Origin of the sequence: Pseudomonas sp. LG1D9 (assembly GCF_002949995.1) — a bacterium.
Taxonomy (GTDB): domain Bacteria; phylum Pseudomonadota; class Gammaproteobacteria; order Pseudomonadales; family Pseudomonadaceae; genus Aquipseudomonas; species Aquipseudomonas proteolytica.
On sequence record NZ_CP026881.1, the window covers coordinates 1,177,094 to 1,191,796 of the forward strand.

The 14,703-nt window shown below is 58.3% G+C and carries 19 protein-coding genes; 1 reads left to right on the forward strand and 18 read right to left on the reverse strand.

The window, feature by feature from the left end:
* The 16 genes from queE to C5F71_RS05825 all read right to left on the reverse strand — a co-directional run bounded on the left by queE (position 1) and on the right by C5F71_RS05825 (position 12,908).
* Positions 1 to 648 (reverse strand): 7-carboxy-7-deazaguanine synthase QueE, encoded by a 648-nt coding sequence (queE, locus tag C5F71_RS05750; protein WP_029300296.1) that lies wholly within the window; start codon positions 646 to 648, stop codon positions 1 to 3.
* A gap of 165 nt (positions 649 to 813) precedes the next feature.
* A complete protein-coding gene (ybgF, locus tag C5F71_RS05755; protein WP_092237813.1) occupies positions 814 to 1,638 on the reverse strand; it encodes a tol-pal system protein YbgF in 825 nt (274 codons plus the stop codon).
* A gap of 6 nt (positions 1,639 to 1,644) precedes the next feature.
* On the reverse strand, positions 1,645 to 2,145 hold the full coding sequence (gene pal, locus C5F71_RS05760; protein WP_029300299.1) for a peptidoglycan-associated lipoprotein Pal: 501 nt from the start codon (positions 2,143 to 2,145) through the stop codon (positions 1,645 to 1,647).
* A gap of 55 nt (positions 2,146 to 2,200) precedes the next feature.
* Entirely contained in the window at positions 2,201 to 3,481 is a 1,281-nt protein-coding gene (gene tolB / locus C5F71_RS05765) for a Tol-Pal system beta propeller repeat protein TolB (protein WP_177410398.1), read from the reverse strand.
* A gap of 17 nt (positions 3,482 to 3,498) precedes the next feature.
* A complete protein-coding gene (tolA, locus tag C5F71_RS05770; protein ID WP_029300302.1) occupies positions 3,499 to 4,572 on the reverse strand; it encodes a cell envelope integrity protein TolA in 1,074 nt (357 codons plus the stop codon).
* Positions 4,572 to 5,024: a protein TolR gene (gene tolR, locus C5F71_RS05775; protein ID WP_162473200.1), complete on the reverse strand. Its 453-nt coding sequence runs from the start codon at positions 5,022 to 5,024 to the stop codon at positions 4,572 to 4,574. Before tolR ends, tolA begins: the two co-directional genes overlap by 1 nt.
* 23 nt (positions 5,025 to 5,047) lie before the next feature.
* A complete protein-coding gene (tolQ, locus tag C5F71_RS05780) occupies positions 5,048 to 5,743 on the reverse strand; it encodes a protein TolQ (protein WP_029300305.1) in 696 nt (231 codons plus the stop codon).
* Between the two features lies 1 nt (position 5,744).
* Entirely contained in the window at positions 5,745 to 6,200 is a 456-nt protein-coding gene (ybgC, locus tag C5F71_RS05785; RefSeq protein ID WP_029300306.1) for a tol-pal system-associated acyl-CoA thioesterase, read from the reverse strand.
* Between the two features lie 138 nt (positions 6,201 to 6,338).
* On the reverse strand, positions 6,339 to 7,397 hold the full coding sequence (gene ruvB, locus C5F71_RS05790) for a Holliday junction branch migration DNA helicase RuvB (protein WP_029300308.1): 1,059 nt from the start codon (positions 7,395 to 7,397) through the stop codon (positions 6,339 to 6,341).
* Complete coding sequence (ruvA, locus tag C5F71_RS05795; protein WP_029300310.1) at positions 7,398 to 8,009, reverse strand: Holliday junction branch migration protein RuvA; 612 nt, start codon at positions 8,007 to 8,009, stop codon at positions 7,398 to 7,400. It lies immediately after the preceding gene.
* Between the two features lie 63 nt (positions 8,010 to 8,072).
* Positions 8,073 to 8,597 (reverse strand): crossover junction endodeoxyribonuclease RuvC, encoded by a 525-nt coding sequence (gene ruvC, locus C5F71_RS05800; protein WP_005790910.1) that lies wholly within the window; start codon positions 8,595 to 8,597, stop codon positions 8,073 to 8,075.
* Positions 8,598 to 8,738: 141 nt separating this feature from the next.
* Positions 8,739 to 9,485: a YebC/PmpR family DNA-binding transcriptional regulator gene (locus C5F71_RS05805; protein ID WP_070994434.1), complete on the reverse strand. Its 747-nt coding sequence runs from the start codon at positions 9,483 to 9,485 to the stop codon at positions 8,739 to 8,741.
* Between the two features lie 135 nt (positions 9,486 to 9,620).
* A complete protein-coding gene (gene aspS / locus C5F71_RS05810; protein ID WP_092237820.1) occupies positions 9,621 to 11,396 on the reverse strand; it encodes an aspartate--tRNA ligase in 1,776 nt (591 codons plus the stop codon).
* A 110-nt stretch (positions 11,397 to 11,506) separates the two neighbouring features.
* Positions 11,507 to 11,728: an FmdB family zinc ribbon protein gene (locus C5F71_RS05815; protein ID WP_029300317.1), complete on the reverse strand. Its 222-nt coding sequence runs from the start codon at positions 11,726 to 11,728 to the stop codon at positions 11,507 to 11,509.
* A gap of 163 nt (positions 11,729 to 11,891) precedes the next feature.
* A complete protein-coding gene (locus tag C5F71_RS05820) occupies positions 11,892 to 12,242 on the reverse strand; it encodes a ribbon-helix-helix domain-containing protein (protein ID WP_029300318.1) in 351 nt (116 codons plus the stop codon).
* 192 nt (positions 12,243 to 12,434) lie between these two features.
* A complete protein-coding gene (locus C5F71_RS05825; protein WP_029300319.1) occupies positions 12,435 to 12,908 on the reverse strand; it encodes a Dps family protein in 474 nt (157 codons plus the stop codon).
* Positions 12,909 to 13,313: 405 nt separating this feature from the next.
* Here C5F71_RS05825 and C5F71_RS29545 point away from each other — a divergent pair, with 405 nt between their 5' ends.
* Positions 13,314 to 13,916: a cold-shock protein gene (locus tag C5F71_RS29545; protein ID WP_029300321.1), complete on the forward strand. Its 603-nt coding sequence runs from the start codon at positions 13,314 to 13,316 to the stop codon at positions 13,914 to 13,916.
* A gap of 81 nt (positions 13,917 to 13,997) precedes the next feature.
* Here the strand turns inward: C5F71_RS29545 and C5F71_RS05835 are convergent, their stop codons facing one another.
* Positions 13,998 to 14,204 (reverse strand): SlyX family protein, encoded by a 207-nt coding sequence (locus tag C5F71_RS05835; protein WP_029300323.1) that lies wholly within the window; start codon positions 14,202 to 14,204, stop codon positions 13,998 to 14,000.
* A gap of 3 nt (positions 14,205 to 14,207) precedes the next feature.
* Positions 14,208 to 14,633: an HIT domain-containing protein gene (locus C5F71_RS05840; RefSeq protein ID WP_029300324.1), complete on the reverse strand. Its 426-nt coding sequence runs from the start codon at positions 14,631 to 14,633 to the stop codon at positions 14,208 to 14,210.
* Between the last annotated feature and the right edge of the window lie 70 nt (positions 14,634 to 14,703).

The following is a 14,703-nucleotide window of genomic DNA, read 5'->3' on the forward strand; positions in this document are numbered from 1 at the left end:
TCAGCGTCCTGGCTCGTCGTTCCAAAGATATTTATGCAGCTGCAATTGCAGGCGCACCGGCAGGTTGTCCGCGACCACCCAATCAGCCAGGTCGCGAGCGTTCAAGTCATGGTGGCTTGGAGAAAACAGCACCTCGCCGGCGCGTCGGTCCAAACCGTACTGGATCAGCTTGGAATTGGCCCAGTCATAGTCGTCCCGTGAACAGATGACGAACTTGACCTGGTCGTTGGCGGTGAGCAACTCGATATTTTCATAGCGATTGCGATGCGCTTCCTTGGAGTCCGGCGTCTTCAGGTCAACCACTCGGCTGACGCGAGGATCGACTGCGGAAATATCCAGGGCACCGCTGGTTTCAAGGGACACCTCGTAACCGGCGTCACACAGCTGCTTGAGCAAAGGAATGGCATTGGGCTGGGCCAACGGCTCGCCGCCTGTAACACAGACGTAGCGCGGCTTGTAGCCTGCCACCTGCTCCAGGATGTCGTCGAGGGTACGAATAGTGCCGCCGCTGAACGCGTAGGCACTGTCACAGTACTGGCAGCGCAACGGGCAACCGGTCAGGCGCACAAATACTGTGGGCAGGCCGGCAGTGCGCGTTTCACCCTGTAACGAGTAAAAAACTTCGGTGATGCGTAATGTGTCTTGCATAGTCGCCACGGGCGTAACAGCTAAACAGGCTGTCCGCCTCCGTCAGGCACTTCATGGGATCCCGGCAAAGCGTGAACCCCAAAAAGCGTATTTCATAAAAGGGCGTGGATTCTAACGAAAAAACCCGCGACAGGCGCGGGTTTCTTCCAAGCGGATCAGCAATGCTTACAAACGCTGCAAATCGCGCTGGGCCAACTGGGCGGCAGATGTGCCCGGGTATTGGGCCACTACTTGCTGCAGAATGCCTTTGACCTTGTCGGTATGACCCAGGCGGCGTTCTACATCAGCCAGTTTGTACAGCGAATCTGGCACCTTGGCGTGCTTGGGGTAAAGCTGGCTGACCTTGGCAAACGCCTGGCCTGCACCCTGCAAATCACCCTTGGCCAGGTTGACCTCACCCAACCAGTACTGGGCATTGCCCGCATACTGGCTGTTTGGATAACGACCCAGGAAAGCGGTGAACGCCTTGCTGGCCTTGTCGAAATCCTTGGCCTTGATCAGGTCGAAGGCTGCGTCGTAATACAGCTTTTCCTTCGCCGGGTCAGCCGGTTCGCTGCTGGCGGCAGGGGCCTGTGTGGCGCCTGCGGCTGCACCACCGGCGGCGCTTGCGGCGCCACCGGCAGAAGAATTATCAGGAGTAGCGGCTGGTGTAACGCCGGTTCCTATACGTCGGTCAAGATCCTGGTAACGCTCCAGGCCTTCTTGCTTGAGCTGACGCACCTCATTCTGCAGAACTTCAATGGTGCCTTGTTGCTGCGCCAATTGATCCTGCATGCGTTGCAGTTGGTTGAACAGTTCGCCCTGTGCCGAAGGAGCGGCCGTGGCCGCTCCCCCCGCATAGGCGCCGTTCGTGCCATAACCTGCAGGTGGATAGCTGCTCCCACTATTGTTATAGCCAGAGTTGCTATCTTCCACGGGAACCGCAGCCCACACCGCAAGCGGTGCGAGGCTGAGAGCCAATACGGTTACAACACGACGGCACGTTCGCATGACGAATTACTTACGCAGTTCGACGCGACGGTTTTGAGCCCAGGATTGCTCGTCGTTGCCGGTAGCAACTGGACGCTCTTCACCGTAGGAAACCAGTTCCAGCTGAGCTGGGGAAACGCCTTGCAGTACCAGGTAGCGCTGAACGGCTTTCGCACGACGCTCGCCCAGTGCCATGTTGTACTCACGAGTACCACGTTCGTCGGTGTTGCCTTCCAGTACAACGCGAGCGCCGTTACCTTTCAGGTCTTTCGCGTGAACGTCCAGAGCGCGCATGGCTTCTGGCTTCAGGTCCGAACTGTCGTATTCGAAGTAGAAAGTGGTGATCGCGCGCAGAGCAGCTTCTTCGCTCAGGGAGCCGTCAACTGCACCAGTGTTGGCGCCGTAACCAGCGTTTGGATCAACAGCTGCGCCTTCACCGGCATTGTCGCCGCCTTTAGACGAGCAACCAACGGCTACGGACAGAGCCAGAGCCAGAGCAGCAAACTTACCAAACTTCAGCATTTCCATCGTGAAACTCCTAATGAACCCCAGTGTGTTAAGTACTTCTTTTTGTAGCGCCGCGTCAGTTCAGGTAAGGGGACCAGGACGGTTCTCTGACTTCGCCTTGTGCGGTAGGAAGCGGGAGCCTTACGCGTCCATTAATGGACACGAGCATCAAGACTCCCCGGCCCTGCTGGCGGGTGGCGTAGATTACCATGGTGCCGTTGGGCGCAACAGTAGGCGACTCATCAAGAGTGCTATCTGTGAGGATTTTTACGCTTCCGCGCTGCAAATCCTGGGCCGCCACCTTGAAATTAGTGAAACCATCCTGGCGATGGATCATTACCAGGGTCTTTTCATCGGCCGAAAGCTTCGGATTGGCGTTGTAGTTGCCGATAAAGGTCACACGTTCTGCACCACCACCGCCAACACTGCTCTTATAGATCTGCGGTTTGCCGCCACGGTCTGATGTGAAGTAGATGGTCGAACCATCCTTGCCCCAGAACGGTTCAGTGTTGATGCCAGGGCCGGAAGTGACACGGGTGATCTGGCGCGAACCGAGGTTCATCACGTAGATATCCGGGTTACCGTCCTTGGACAGTACGAATGCCAGGCGATTGCCATCCGGCGACCAGGCTGGTGCACCGTTCAAACCTTCGAAGTTGGTGATCTGCTCACGGCGGCCGGTGTCGATGTGCTGGACGAAGATGCGCGGACGCTTCTGTTCAAACGACACATAGGCGATACGCTTGCCATCCGGCGCAAAACGCGGCGACAGGATCGGCTCGCGCGATTGCAGCAGGGTCACTGCCCGGGCACCGTCGTAGTCCGAACGCTGCAGGGTGTAGCGCGTGTTGTTCACCGAGAAACGCTCAGCCGTCACGTACAACATGCGGGTAGAGAACGCACCTTTGATACCCACCAGTTTTTCGAACGACTGGTCGGCGATGTAGTGCGCCATGTCCCGCAGTTGGTCGACGCTGCCCGACACGCTACCGGTCAGCACTTGCTGCTCGGTGGCCACGTTGAACAGGGCGTATTGCACCTGCAGGCGACCGCCCGCTGGCACGATGCTGCCTACCATCAGGTACTGGGCGCCCAGGGCTTTCCAGTCACGGTAGATCACTTCGCTGCCTTGGGTCGGCTGGCTGATCATGTTCTGCTTCGGAACGGGCGCGTAGTAACCCGAGTTGCGCAGGTCATTACCAATGATTTCCGCCATATCGTCCGGCAGTACGCTACCGCCCTGCCAACCAAACGGCACTACTGCAATCGGGGTCGCCCGATCGCTACCGCTGGTTACCAGGATGTTCTTTTCATCCGCCGCCGCTATCCCTGCCATACAGCAAATAACGACAAGCATTCCTCGAAGAAGGTTTCTCACAAGGCTAGATCCTCAGGTGTGAATGTCATCTTGAATGAACGATAGGGAGCGAAGTCGCTTGGTTTCATTCCCTGCATCTCGGTCAACCGGCCAATGTTCTTGACCGCTGCAACCGCTGAACTGTCGAACGAACCGTCGCCACTGGACTTGGCCACGCTGACCGAAGTCACCGTACCGTCCGGCAACATGCCGATCTGCAGCACCACTGTCATGCCTTTGCGTGCCGAAGGTGGACGTGTCCAGCCCTCTGCTGCCCGCGCCCGAATCAGGTCGTCGAAACTGCCCGCGACTTCATCACCACGTTCATCGGCCAAAGCTTGCTGACGTTGCGGCGTGTCGGAAAGCAAATCAGCCAAGGCCTGGGCCTTTTTATCTTCGGCGGATTTACGCGCTGCTTCCTGGGCCTTTTTCTTCGAGGCATCGGCGGCAGCTTTCTTCTTCGCGTCATCGGCGATTTTCTTCTTCGCCTCGTCTGCTTCAGCTTTTTTCTTGGCGTCTTCGGCGGCTTTCTTCTTCGCGTCTTCGACTATCTTCTTCTTGGCTTCTTCAGCGGCCTTTTTCTTGGCCTCTTCTTCAGCCGCTTTCTTGGCTTCTTCTTCAGATTTCTTCTTGGCTATATCAGCCAATTGTTTCTCTTCGGCTTTTTTAGCTTCGGCAGCTTTCTCGGCTTTCTTGGCTTCATCAGCCTTTTTCGCCTCGTCGGCCTTCTTGGCTTCGTCAGCCTTTTTCGATTCTTCGGCCTTTTGAGCCGCCTCGTCTTTCTTTTGTTCCGCAGCAGCCTTCACCGCTTCCTGCTCGACCTTCTTCTGTTCCATCTGTTCGACTTCAGTCTGGCGCGCAGCCGACTTCTGGGCCTCACCCGCAATCTTCTGATTGGTCTGGGTGGTGGCCTGACTCTTCGATTTCAGCTGATACAGGGTCGCCTGCACGATCGGCTTGGCTGGCGGCAGCTCCGGCGTCATGGCAAAGCTGACAAACAGCATGCCAAACACCAGAACGTGCAGGGCAATTGCCCAGACGCTAGGCCAGAAGAAGCTTTCCGAGGCGGACGGCTCTCGCTGTTGCTGCATCAGGGCGCCTCGGTAATCAAGCCAACATTACCGACCCCGGCCTTCTGCAGCCCGCCCATGGCGCCCATGACGGAGCCGTAGTCGACCGACTTGTCACCGCGGATGAACACCTGGGTGTGCTTGCCGCCTTCATTGCCGGCGCGGATGATCTTGGTCACCGCGTCGGTCATTTGCGGCAAGGTCATGGCCTTGTCCTGTTGCTTCTGGGTGTCGACTTCGCTGCCAAGGTTCCAGTAATAGGTCTTGTCAGCCTTGATCGAGATGGTCAGGACCTGGGTGTTGTTGTCCTGCGGCAAGGCTTCGCTGGAAACCTTGGGCAGATCAACCTTCACACCCTGATTGAGCATCGGCGCGGTCACCATGAAGATCACCAGCAGCACCAGCATCACGTCGATGTAAGGCACTACGTTCATCTCGGCGACCGGCTTGCGCTTTTTGCGAGCTCGAGCGATTAAAGCCATTGGGAATTACCTGCTTATTCTTCGCTGGTGTGCACTTTACGGTGCAGGATCGCCTGGAATTCATCGGCGAAGGTGTAGTAACGGCCAATCAGGGTTTCGCTGGTGGCGGCGAAACGGTTGTAGGCAATTACTGCGGGGATTGCAGCGAACAGGCCGATGGCAGTGGCGATCAGCGCTTCGGCGATACCCGGGGCCACGGTGGCCAGGGTCGCTTGCTGGGCCGTTGCCAGGCCACGGAAGGAGTTCATGATGCCCCATACGGTACCGAACAGACCGATATACGGACTGACCGAACCGACGGTTGCGAGGAACGGCAGGCTCTGTTCGAGCTTTTCTTCCTCACGGGAGATCGCGACGCGCATCGCACGGGCCACGCCTTCCATGACCGCTTCCGGGTCAACGCCGGACTGCTGGCGCAGGCGGGAGAATTCCTTGAACCCGGCGCGGAAGATCTGTTCTACGCCCGAATCCGGGTCTGGGTTGCTGCCTGCCTGGCGATACAGCTTGGACAGGTCGATACCCGACCAGAAGCGCTCTTCGAAGCTCTCCAGGGCACGTCGACCGGCACGCAGCAGGTTGCTGCGCTGAAAAATCATGACCCATGAGGTAACCGATGCGGCTACCAGGGTCAGCATCACCAGTTGAACCACGACACTGGCATTGCTGACCAGGCTCCACATGGAGGAATGGTCGACGACGGTAGGTTCCACGCTAAATCTCCTGCTCTGATTGTTTACCGGCGCCGCTCACGCCGGCAAAGGCCGCACGTAAAGCTTCGGGAATGGCCCGGGGTTTCAAACTATTGGTGCGCACACACGCCACCAGGAACTGCCCCTCACAGAGCAGCGTTGCATCCGTTGCCCGCCTGACCTGCTGTTTAAAGCGCAGGCTGACACGGTTCAATTCGATTACTTCGGCGCTGACCAGCAACTCATCGTCCAGTCGCGCCGGCGCGTGGTAACGGGCCTCGCTGGAATGCACGACAAATAACAGGTCCTCCCCTGCAAGCTGGGATTGGGCAAAGCCCAGCTCCCGCAGCCGCTCGGTTCGAGCCCGTTCCATGAATTTCAGGTAGTTGACGTAATACACGATGCCGCCCGCATCGGTGTCCTCGTAATAAACGCGACAGCGATGTGCGAACGACTGATCCCCGTTTTGCGCGCGCATACTCTAGTGCTTACTCCTCAGGTTGCCAATCCGGCCAGGCAACTGTTTTTCATTCTCTGCAACATTTCTAACGAAAGAATGACGACGCCAGCCACTAGGACAGCACAAACGTCGAATAAATCGACTCGCCATGCCTTTTTAATCGTCCACTGCATCGAGGAATTCGTCTACCACAGGCATCTCCCCCAATCGTGACGGAATGTTTAGCCCGAAGTGCAAATACGCATGGCGCGTGACCACACGGCCCCTCGGTGTACGCATGATGTAACCCTGTTGAATCAAGTAAGGCTCCAAAACATCCTCGATGGTATGGCGCTCCTCACTGATGGCAGCGGCCAGGCTGTCCACGCCCACCGGCCCACCATCGAATTTTTCGATCATGGTCAACAGCAGGCGCCGGTCCTGATGATCGAAACCATGTTCATCAACGTCCAGCAGGTTCAACGCCAGGTCGGCCACGGCCTTGGTGATATGCCCCTTGGCTCGCACTTCGGCAAAGTCCCGTACCCGGCGCAGCAAGCGGTTGGCGATCCGTGGCGTGCCACGGGCGCGCCGGGCAATCTCAAAGGCACCTTCCGGATCGAGCGGCAAACCGAGAATCCCCGCCGAACGACTGACAATCGTCGCAAGGTCGGCAGTGCTATAGAACTCTAGACGTTGAACAATGCCGAAACGGTCTCGCAACGGGTTGGTCAGCATACCCGCACGGGTGGTGGCGCCAACCAGGGTGAACGGCGGCAGATCCAGCTTGATCGAGCGCGCAGCCGGCCCTTCGCCAATCATGATATCCAGCTGGAAATCTTCCATAGCCGGGTACAGCACCTCTTCGACGATGGGCGACAACCGGTGGATTTCGTCGATGAACAGCACGTCATGGGGCTCAAGGTTGGTCAACAGCGCGGCCAGGTCGCCCGGGCGCTCCAACACCGGGCCGGAGGTGCTCTTGATCGACACCCCCATTTCCTGGGCGATGATATTGGCCAGGGTGGTCTTGCCCAACCCCGGCGGGCCGAAGATCAACGTGTGGTCCAGGGACTCGGCACGCCCGCGCGCCGCCTGGATGAACAACTCCATCTGCTCGCGCACGGTGGGTTGGCCGATGTAGTCGGCAAGGCTCAGGGGGCGAATGGCCCGATCCTGGACCTCTTCACGGTCGCGAGGGCCGGTGGCTGCAATCAGACGATCAGCTTCAATCACTTAAATCATTCCCTTCAGGGCTCGGCGGATCATGTCTTCGGCGCTCAGGTTCTTGTCCTTGATGGCTGACACTGCCTTGCTGGCTTCCTGGGGCTTGTAGCCCAGGGAAATCAGCGCATTGACGGCGTCGCTTTCGGCACTGGCAACCTGCGCCGCCGGCAGATCCGGCTGGTTGGGTACCAGGGCAAACATGCTTGGCACCACTTCCCAGGCCTTGAAGCGGTCCTTGAGCTCTACCAGCAGGCGTTCGGCGGTTTTCTTGCCGACCCCCGGCACCTTGGTCAGTGCCGAGGTGTCCTGGGCCGAAACGGCACGCACCAACTCGTCCACTTCCAGGCTCGACATCAATGCCAGGGCCAATTTCGGGCCGACACCATTGAGGCGGATCAGCTCGCGGAAGAAGTCCCGGTCGCGCTTGCCAATGAAACCATAGAGTAGTTGCGCGTCTTCGCGCACCACCAGATGGGTGTGCAAGGTTATCGGTTCACCGACCGACGGTAGGCGATACAGGGTGGTCATGGGCACTTCCAGCTCATACCCCAACCCGTTTACATCCAGAATCAGGTGCGGCGGCTGTTTCTCAGCCAGGGTGCCGCGCAAGCGTCCAATCACGGTTCAGATCCTTAAAGCTTGAGGTCAGATCGAGGCCCGACCATAACGATTGCGCTGATGCTATCAGAGACGCAGGCGCCCGCCACGACTGCGTGCCGTACCGAGGCCGTGGGGCAGCAGGCTGGAACGGGTATGGGCATGGCAAATGGCGATGGCCAGCGCGTCAGAGGCATCGATCTGTGGTTTTGACGTGAGCTTGAGCATGTGCATGACCATCATCTGCACCTGCTCTTTATTGGCCGCACCGGTGCCGACCACGGCCTGCTTGACCTGGGTCGCGGTGTATTCAGCGATTTCCATACCCTCCTCCGCCCCGGCAACAATGGCTGCGCCACGGGCCTGGCCCAGCTTCAGGGCCGAGTCGGCGTTCTTGGCCATGAACACCTTTTCAATGCCCATGGTCACCGGCCCGTAGGTCTGGATCACTTCGCGCACGCCGCGATAGACAATCTGCAAGCGCTCGGCCAGCTCGCCAGCGCCGGTACGGATACACCCCGAGGCGACGTAGATGCAGCCACGCGGCGTCTGCTGCACCACGCCAAAGCCGGTGATGCGCGAACCGGGGTCGATACCTAGGATTAAAGTCATAACGCCTGCGGGTTTATGGGTACATATAGATCCAATGTGGGAGCGGGCTTGCCCGCGATAGCGGTGTTTCAGTCAGAAATTCTGTATCTGATAAACCGCTATCGCAGGCAAGCCAGCTCCCACATTAGATTTTCATCGCGCTTAAGTTAGCTGTTCGGCGACGGATTCCGGGATGTCGGCATTGGAATACACGTTCTGCACATCATCCAGGTCTTCAAGCATATCCAACATCTTGAGCACCTTTTGCGCGCCATCCAGGTCCAGTTCGGCGCTGGTGGTCGGCAGCATGACGATTTCCGCGTCGGTGCCCTTGAAGCCAGCAGCTTCCAAAGCGTTACGCACCGCGTAGAAACCGGCAAACGAGGTAAACACGTCGATGGAGCCGTCTTCGTTGGTCACCACGTCGTCGGCATCCGCCTCCATTGCGGCTTCCATCAGCGCATCTTCATCCGTCCCCGGCGCGAAGCTAATCTGCCCCTTGCGCTCGAACAGATAGGCCACCGAACCATCCGTACCCAGGTTGCCGCCACACTTGCTGAACGCATGGCGTACGGCAGCTGCAGTGCGGTTGCGGTTGTCGGTCATGCACTCGACCATTACCGCGACACCGCCCGGGCCGTACCCTTCATAGGTCAGTTCGACCATATCGTCGGTATCCGCCGCACCCGCACCACGGGCCACGGCGCGGTCGATGATGTCGCGACTCATGTTGGCGCCCAGGGCCTTGTCCAACGCCAGGCGCAGGCGTGGGTTGGAGCCTGGGTCACCGCCGCCCTGGCGGGCTGCGACGGTCAGTTCGCGAATCCACTTGGTGAAGATCTTGCCTTTCTTGGCATCCTGACGCTCTTTGCGGTGCTTGATGTTCGCCCACTTGGAATGGCCAGCCATAACACAACTCCGAAATTCTCTAGAAACCTTTCAATCCCACCCCAGGCAGGATTTCCCTCTTTTAAACGCAAAGGCGCATCCGAAGATGCGCCTTTTTGACTGCGTACAACCTTATCGCGCTTTCACGCCGCAGACTTACTCAGCCTTCGGCGCCTCGCGCAGACGGATGTGCAGCTCGCGCAGTGCCTTGGCATCCACCACACCTGGTGCCTGGGTCATGACGTCCGCAGCACTCTGGGTTTTCGGGAAGGCAATCACTTCACGGATCGACTGGGCACCGGTCATCAACATCACCAGGCGGTCAAGGCCGAAGGCCAGGCCACCGTGGGGTGGAGCACCGTATTTCAGGGCGTCGAGCAGGAAGCCGAACTTCTCTTCCTGTTCCGCTTCGTTGATACCCAGCAGGCGGAAGACCGACTGTTGCATTTCTTTGCGGTGGATACGGATCGAACCGCCACCCAGCTCAGTGCCGTTGAGCACCATGTCGTAGGCACGGGACAGAGCGCCAGCCGGGTTGGCTTCCAGCTCTTGCGGCGTGCACTTGGGCGCGGTGAACGGGTGGTGCAGGGCGCTGAAGCTGCCGTCGTCGTTCTCTTCGAACATCGGGAAGTCGACGACCCACATCGGGGCCCACTTGCAGGTCAGCAGGTCGAGGTCGTGACCCAGCTTGATCCGCAGCGCGCCCAGGGCTTCGCTGACGATCTTGGCCTTGTCGGCGCCGAAGAACACGATATCGCCATCAACGGCACCGACGCGATCGAGGATCACATTGAGCTTGTCTTCCGGGATGTTCTTGACGATTGGCGACTGCAGGCCTTCAACACCCTTGGCACGCTCGTTGACCTTGATGTAAGCCAGGCCCTTGGCGCCGTAGATGCTGACGAACTTGGTGTAGTCGTCGATCTGCTTGCGCGGCATGCTCGCGCCGCCAGGCACACGCAGTGCGGCGATGCGGCATTTCGGGTCGTTGGCCGGACCGCTGAACACCTTGAAGTCGACTTCCTTGAGCTGATCGGCAACGTCGACCAGTTCCAGCGGGTTACGCAGGTCTGGCTTGTCGGAACCGTAGCGGCGCATGGCCTCTTCGAAGGTCATGTGCGGGAACTCGCCGAATTCCAGGTCCAGCACTTCCTTGAACAGGTTGCGGATCATTTCTTCGGTCAGGCCCATGATCTCTTTTTCATCGAGGAAGCTGGTCTCGATGTCGATCTGGGTGAATTCAGGCTGGCGATCGGCGCGCAGGTCTTCGTCACGGAAGCACTTGGCGATCTGGTAGTAACGGTCGAAACCGGCAACCATCAGCAGTTGCTTGAACAGCTGCGGCGATTGCGGCAGGGCGAAGAAGCTACCGGCGTGGGTACGGCTCGGCACCAGGTAGTCACGTGCGCCTTCTGGCGTAGCGCGAGTCAGGATTGGCGTCTCGACGTCCAGGAAGCCATTCTCGTCGAGGAAGCGACGGATGCTGGTAGTCATACGCGAACGCAGGCGCAGCTTCTCGGCCATTTCCGGGCGACGCAGGTCGAGGAAGCGATAACGCAGGCGGGTTTCTTCGCCAACGTCAGAGAACTCGTTGAGTGGGAACGGCGGGGTTTCCGACTCATTCAGCACTTCCAGTTCGTAGCCCAGGACTTCGATCATGCCCGACGCCATGTTGGCGTTGGTGGCACCGGCCGGACGCAGGCGAACCTTGCCGGTGATTTTCACGACGTACTCGCTGCGCACGCGGTCGGCGGCGGCGAAGCTCTCGGCGCGATCCGGGTCGAATACCACCTGGGCCAGACCGTCACGATCACGGATATCGAGGAAAATCACCCCGCCATGGTCGCGGCGACGGTGAACCCATCCGCAAAGGGTGATTTCCTGACCTTCCAGGGTCTCGTTCAGTTGGCCGCAATAGTGGCTGCGCATCATGGTAGTGGTTTCACTTCTCGTAATTCGAAATTCGGTGGAGTTCCTGCTCGGGCACCGCACCTGTTGAGTCAGGCCACGGATAATGCAGGAGCTCGCGCGTAGAGTTCAACTCAGTCTGCTTTGTCGCCGCCCGCCAGATTCTTCTTGGCGCCGGTCTTGAAGTCGGTCTCGTACCAGCCGCTACCGCTCAGGCGAAAGCCCGGCATGGACAACATCTTTTTCAGTTCGGGCGCCCGGCAAGCGGGGCAATCGACCAACGGCGCGTCGCTGATCTTCTGAATGGCTTCCAATTGGTGACCACAGGAAGCGCATTGGTAATCGTACATGGGCATGGAGTATCTCGGCGATCACGTCACTGCTGCGCCACGCCCCGTACCAGCCGGGTGCGCAGCAAAGGGCGAGATTATATCCGTTAAATCGAGGCTGTGCAGCCGTAGCAACGTGCAGCGCACTATATATAGAACCGCCCAGCCCCTGCACTACCGCGCAACCCGACTACATGAGGCCGGCCTGGCTTGTGGCCGATGCCTGCCCTTTGAGCGCATGAACCACACACACCACCCGGACCAGCCCGCTGAAATTCTTGACTCCGCCATAACGTAAATGCACTTCGCGATCCACGTACGACAGCAGCGCACTGATCGAGCAGGTATTGATCCTGGCAATCTCAGCAAGAATATTCCAATAGACTTCTTCAAGCCGCAGGCATGTCGAGAAACCATTTAATCGGACAGACCGCGACAATGGCCGCGCCAGCGCCATATCAAACCCTTTGACAAAGGGATCAATCTTGATCTTTTGAAAACCGGAAGTTTCCATCACACCATTACCCATACCACGCGACATACACTTGACACTCCCTTGCCAAACGGCTGTTGAATGAACTGCTCTTAGTTGCCGTTGAGCCTATAAAACATCAAGCAGCCACGAGCAGCCAGAAGACGGGGAGTCGGTGTGCGTAGGACAAGCCAACGTGAGTATCCGGAAGTGATCAGGCCAAGCCAGTGGCGCCTGCCAGGCACCACTGGCCCGTAGGGTTTATTTGCCTTCGAGCAGCGAGCGCAGCATCCAGGCGGTTTTCTCGTGGATCTGCATGCGCTGGGTCAGCAAGTCCGCGGTCGGCTCGTCGCTGACCTTATCAAGCAACGGGAAGATCCCGCGCGCCGTCCGGGTAACGGCTTCTTGCCCATCGACAAGTTGCTTGATCATGTTTTCAGCGCTGGGCACGCCTTCTTCTTCCTTGATCGAGGACAAACGGGCATAGATGGAATAAGCACCCGGCGCAGGAAAGCCCAGGGCACGAATACGCTCGGCGATGGAGTCAACTGCCAGCGCCAGCTCGTTGTATTGCTCTTCAAACATCAAGTGCAATGTACGGAATTGCGGCCCCGTGACGTTCCAATGAAAGTTATGGGTTTTCAGATAAAGTACATAGGTATCTGAAAGCAGCCGTGAAAGTCCGTCAACAATGGATTTACGATCTTCTTCACTGATACCGATATCGATTGCCATGTCTATTCCCTTCAATTGATGAAAATTCATTGATCAGGTGCTTACCCACTCTAGCAAGAGTACTCGCCTTGCGCAGCTCTGGTGCCGCAGCAGGCCTGCGGCAAATCGCCGTGTTACAGCGCGCGCAACCACGAGCGGCAAGGCGTGGCGCGGCAAAAAGCAGCCTGACCTGTCTAGGACAAGGGTTTGCCGCACAAATGCGATGATCTTCGCAACGCCTTGAAACGCTTGATTTGAGAAGGCACAGGCTTTGCTGTTAAATAGGCAGCGTGTCGCCACCGCTATTTCCTGCGGCAAGCGGCATAGGCTGATAACCGCGCACGTGCCCAACGCCTCCCATTGTTCAGAAGCGAACCGTGCCAGTCAGCTCTTCCTTGTGATCCGTCTTAACGTGAGTTAATCAAAATGTTGAAAATCGTCCACCTGCTAACGGGCGCTGCAGCTTTGCTGCTGTCCTTTATCCCGAGCCTGCAACCAGAAAGCCTGCCGTACCTGCAACAACACGACGCGCTGTACCTGGCTCTGTTCGGCCTTCTCAACCTGACGCTGGCGCCAGTGATTCCCTACTGGAACAAAGGCACACGCCATCAACTGCAAAACCTGGTCAGCGCATTGCTGGTACTGACTGTCGTCGTACAAACCCTCACCCTCCTGGCCCCCATGCCTGAAGTCGGCGGCCATCCAGCCATCCTGCTCAGCCTGGCCATCGCTGTGGTCGCTATCGTTCTTCACCTGGCCATCAGCTTCTACCGTTCGTCTGCTCCGGCCACTTCGCAAAACTACGACATGACCAACCGGGATACCGGGACCGTCAAGTGGTTCAACACTTCCAAAGGCTTCGGCTTTATTTCCCGGGACTCGGGCGACGATATCTTCGTCCACTTCCGGGCTATTCGCGGCGAAGGCCATCGCGTTCTGGTAGAAGGCCAGCGCGTGGAGTTTTCCGTCATGAACCGTGACAAAGGCCTGCAAGCTGAAGACGTGATCGCCGCCCTGCCGCGTCGCTGATTCAGACCAGGCCCGAAAAAAAACCGCGATGCAGTTGAAACTGCATCGCGGTTTTTTATGGCCGCAAGTTTTCCCCTGCCCTCAATAATGAGGCGGCGGCGCCTCTTCCTCGGAGGATTCGAACTGCCCGCCCATTTCTTCCTGACGCTTGAGCAAGGCAGCCATCTGCAATTGCAGGCGCTCTACCGCACGCTGCTGGGCAACCAGGATGTCATTCAATGTCTCGATGGTGTCGTCCTGGAAAGCCAGGCGGCTCTCAAGGTCCATCACGCGGTCTTGCAGGTCCATGGTTCAATCCTGGGCAAAAGTGAATTCGGGCGGCATCAACTCCCGCAGGCGGGCTCGAATCAGCGCTACCTGGTCGTCGGAATAAGGTACCGCCGGGTGCCTGCCCCAGACCGGTGCGGGCCAGGCCGCATCGTCGCGCTTGCGCACAATCACGTGCACATGCAGCTGGTTGACCACGTTACCCAGCGCACCGATGTTCATCTTATCGGCGCCGAATCCGTCATTGAGCAGTTGCGCCAACGTGGTGGTTTCGTGCCACAACCGGGACTGGTCGCCAGCATCAAGCTGGAACACTTCGCTGATACCGGCAATGCGCGGCACCAGGATAAGCCAGAGGTAGTTAGAGTCGTTGGACAGCAGCAGCCGGCACAGGGGGAATTCCCCGATGGGCAAGGTGTCGTTTTGCAGACGTGGATCCAAGGCGAACACCGCAGGCACTCCGTTCGGCTAGTCAGTTTCAGGCGCCCAGCATACCTGCGAATGACGGCTGCTTCACGGG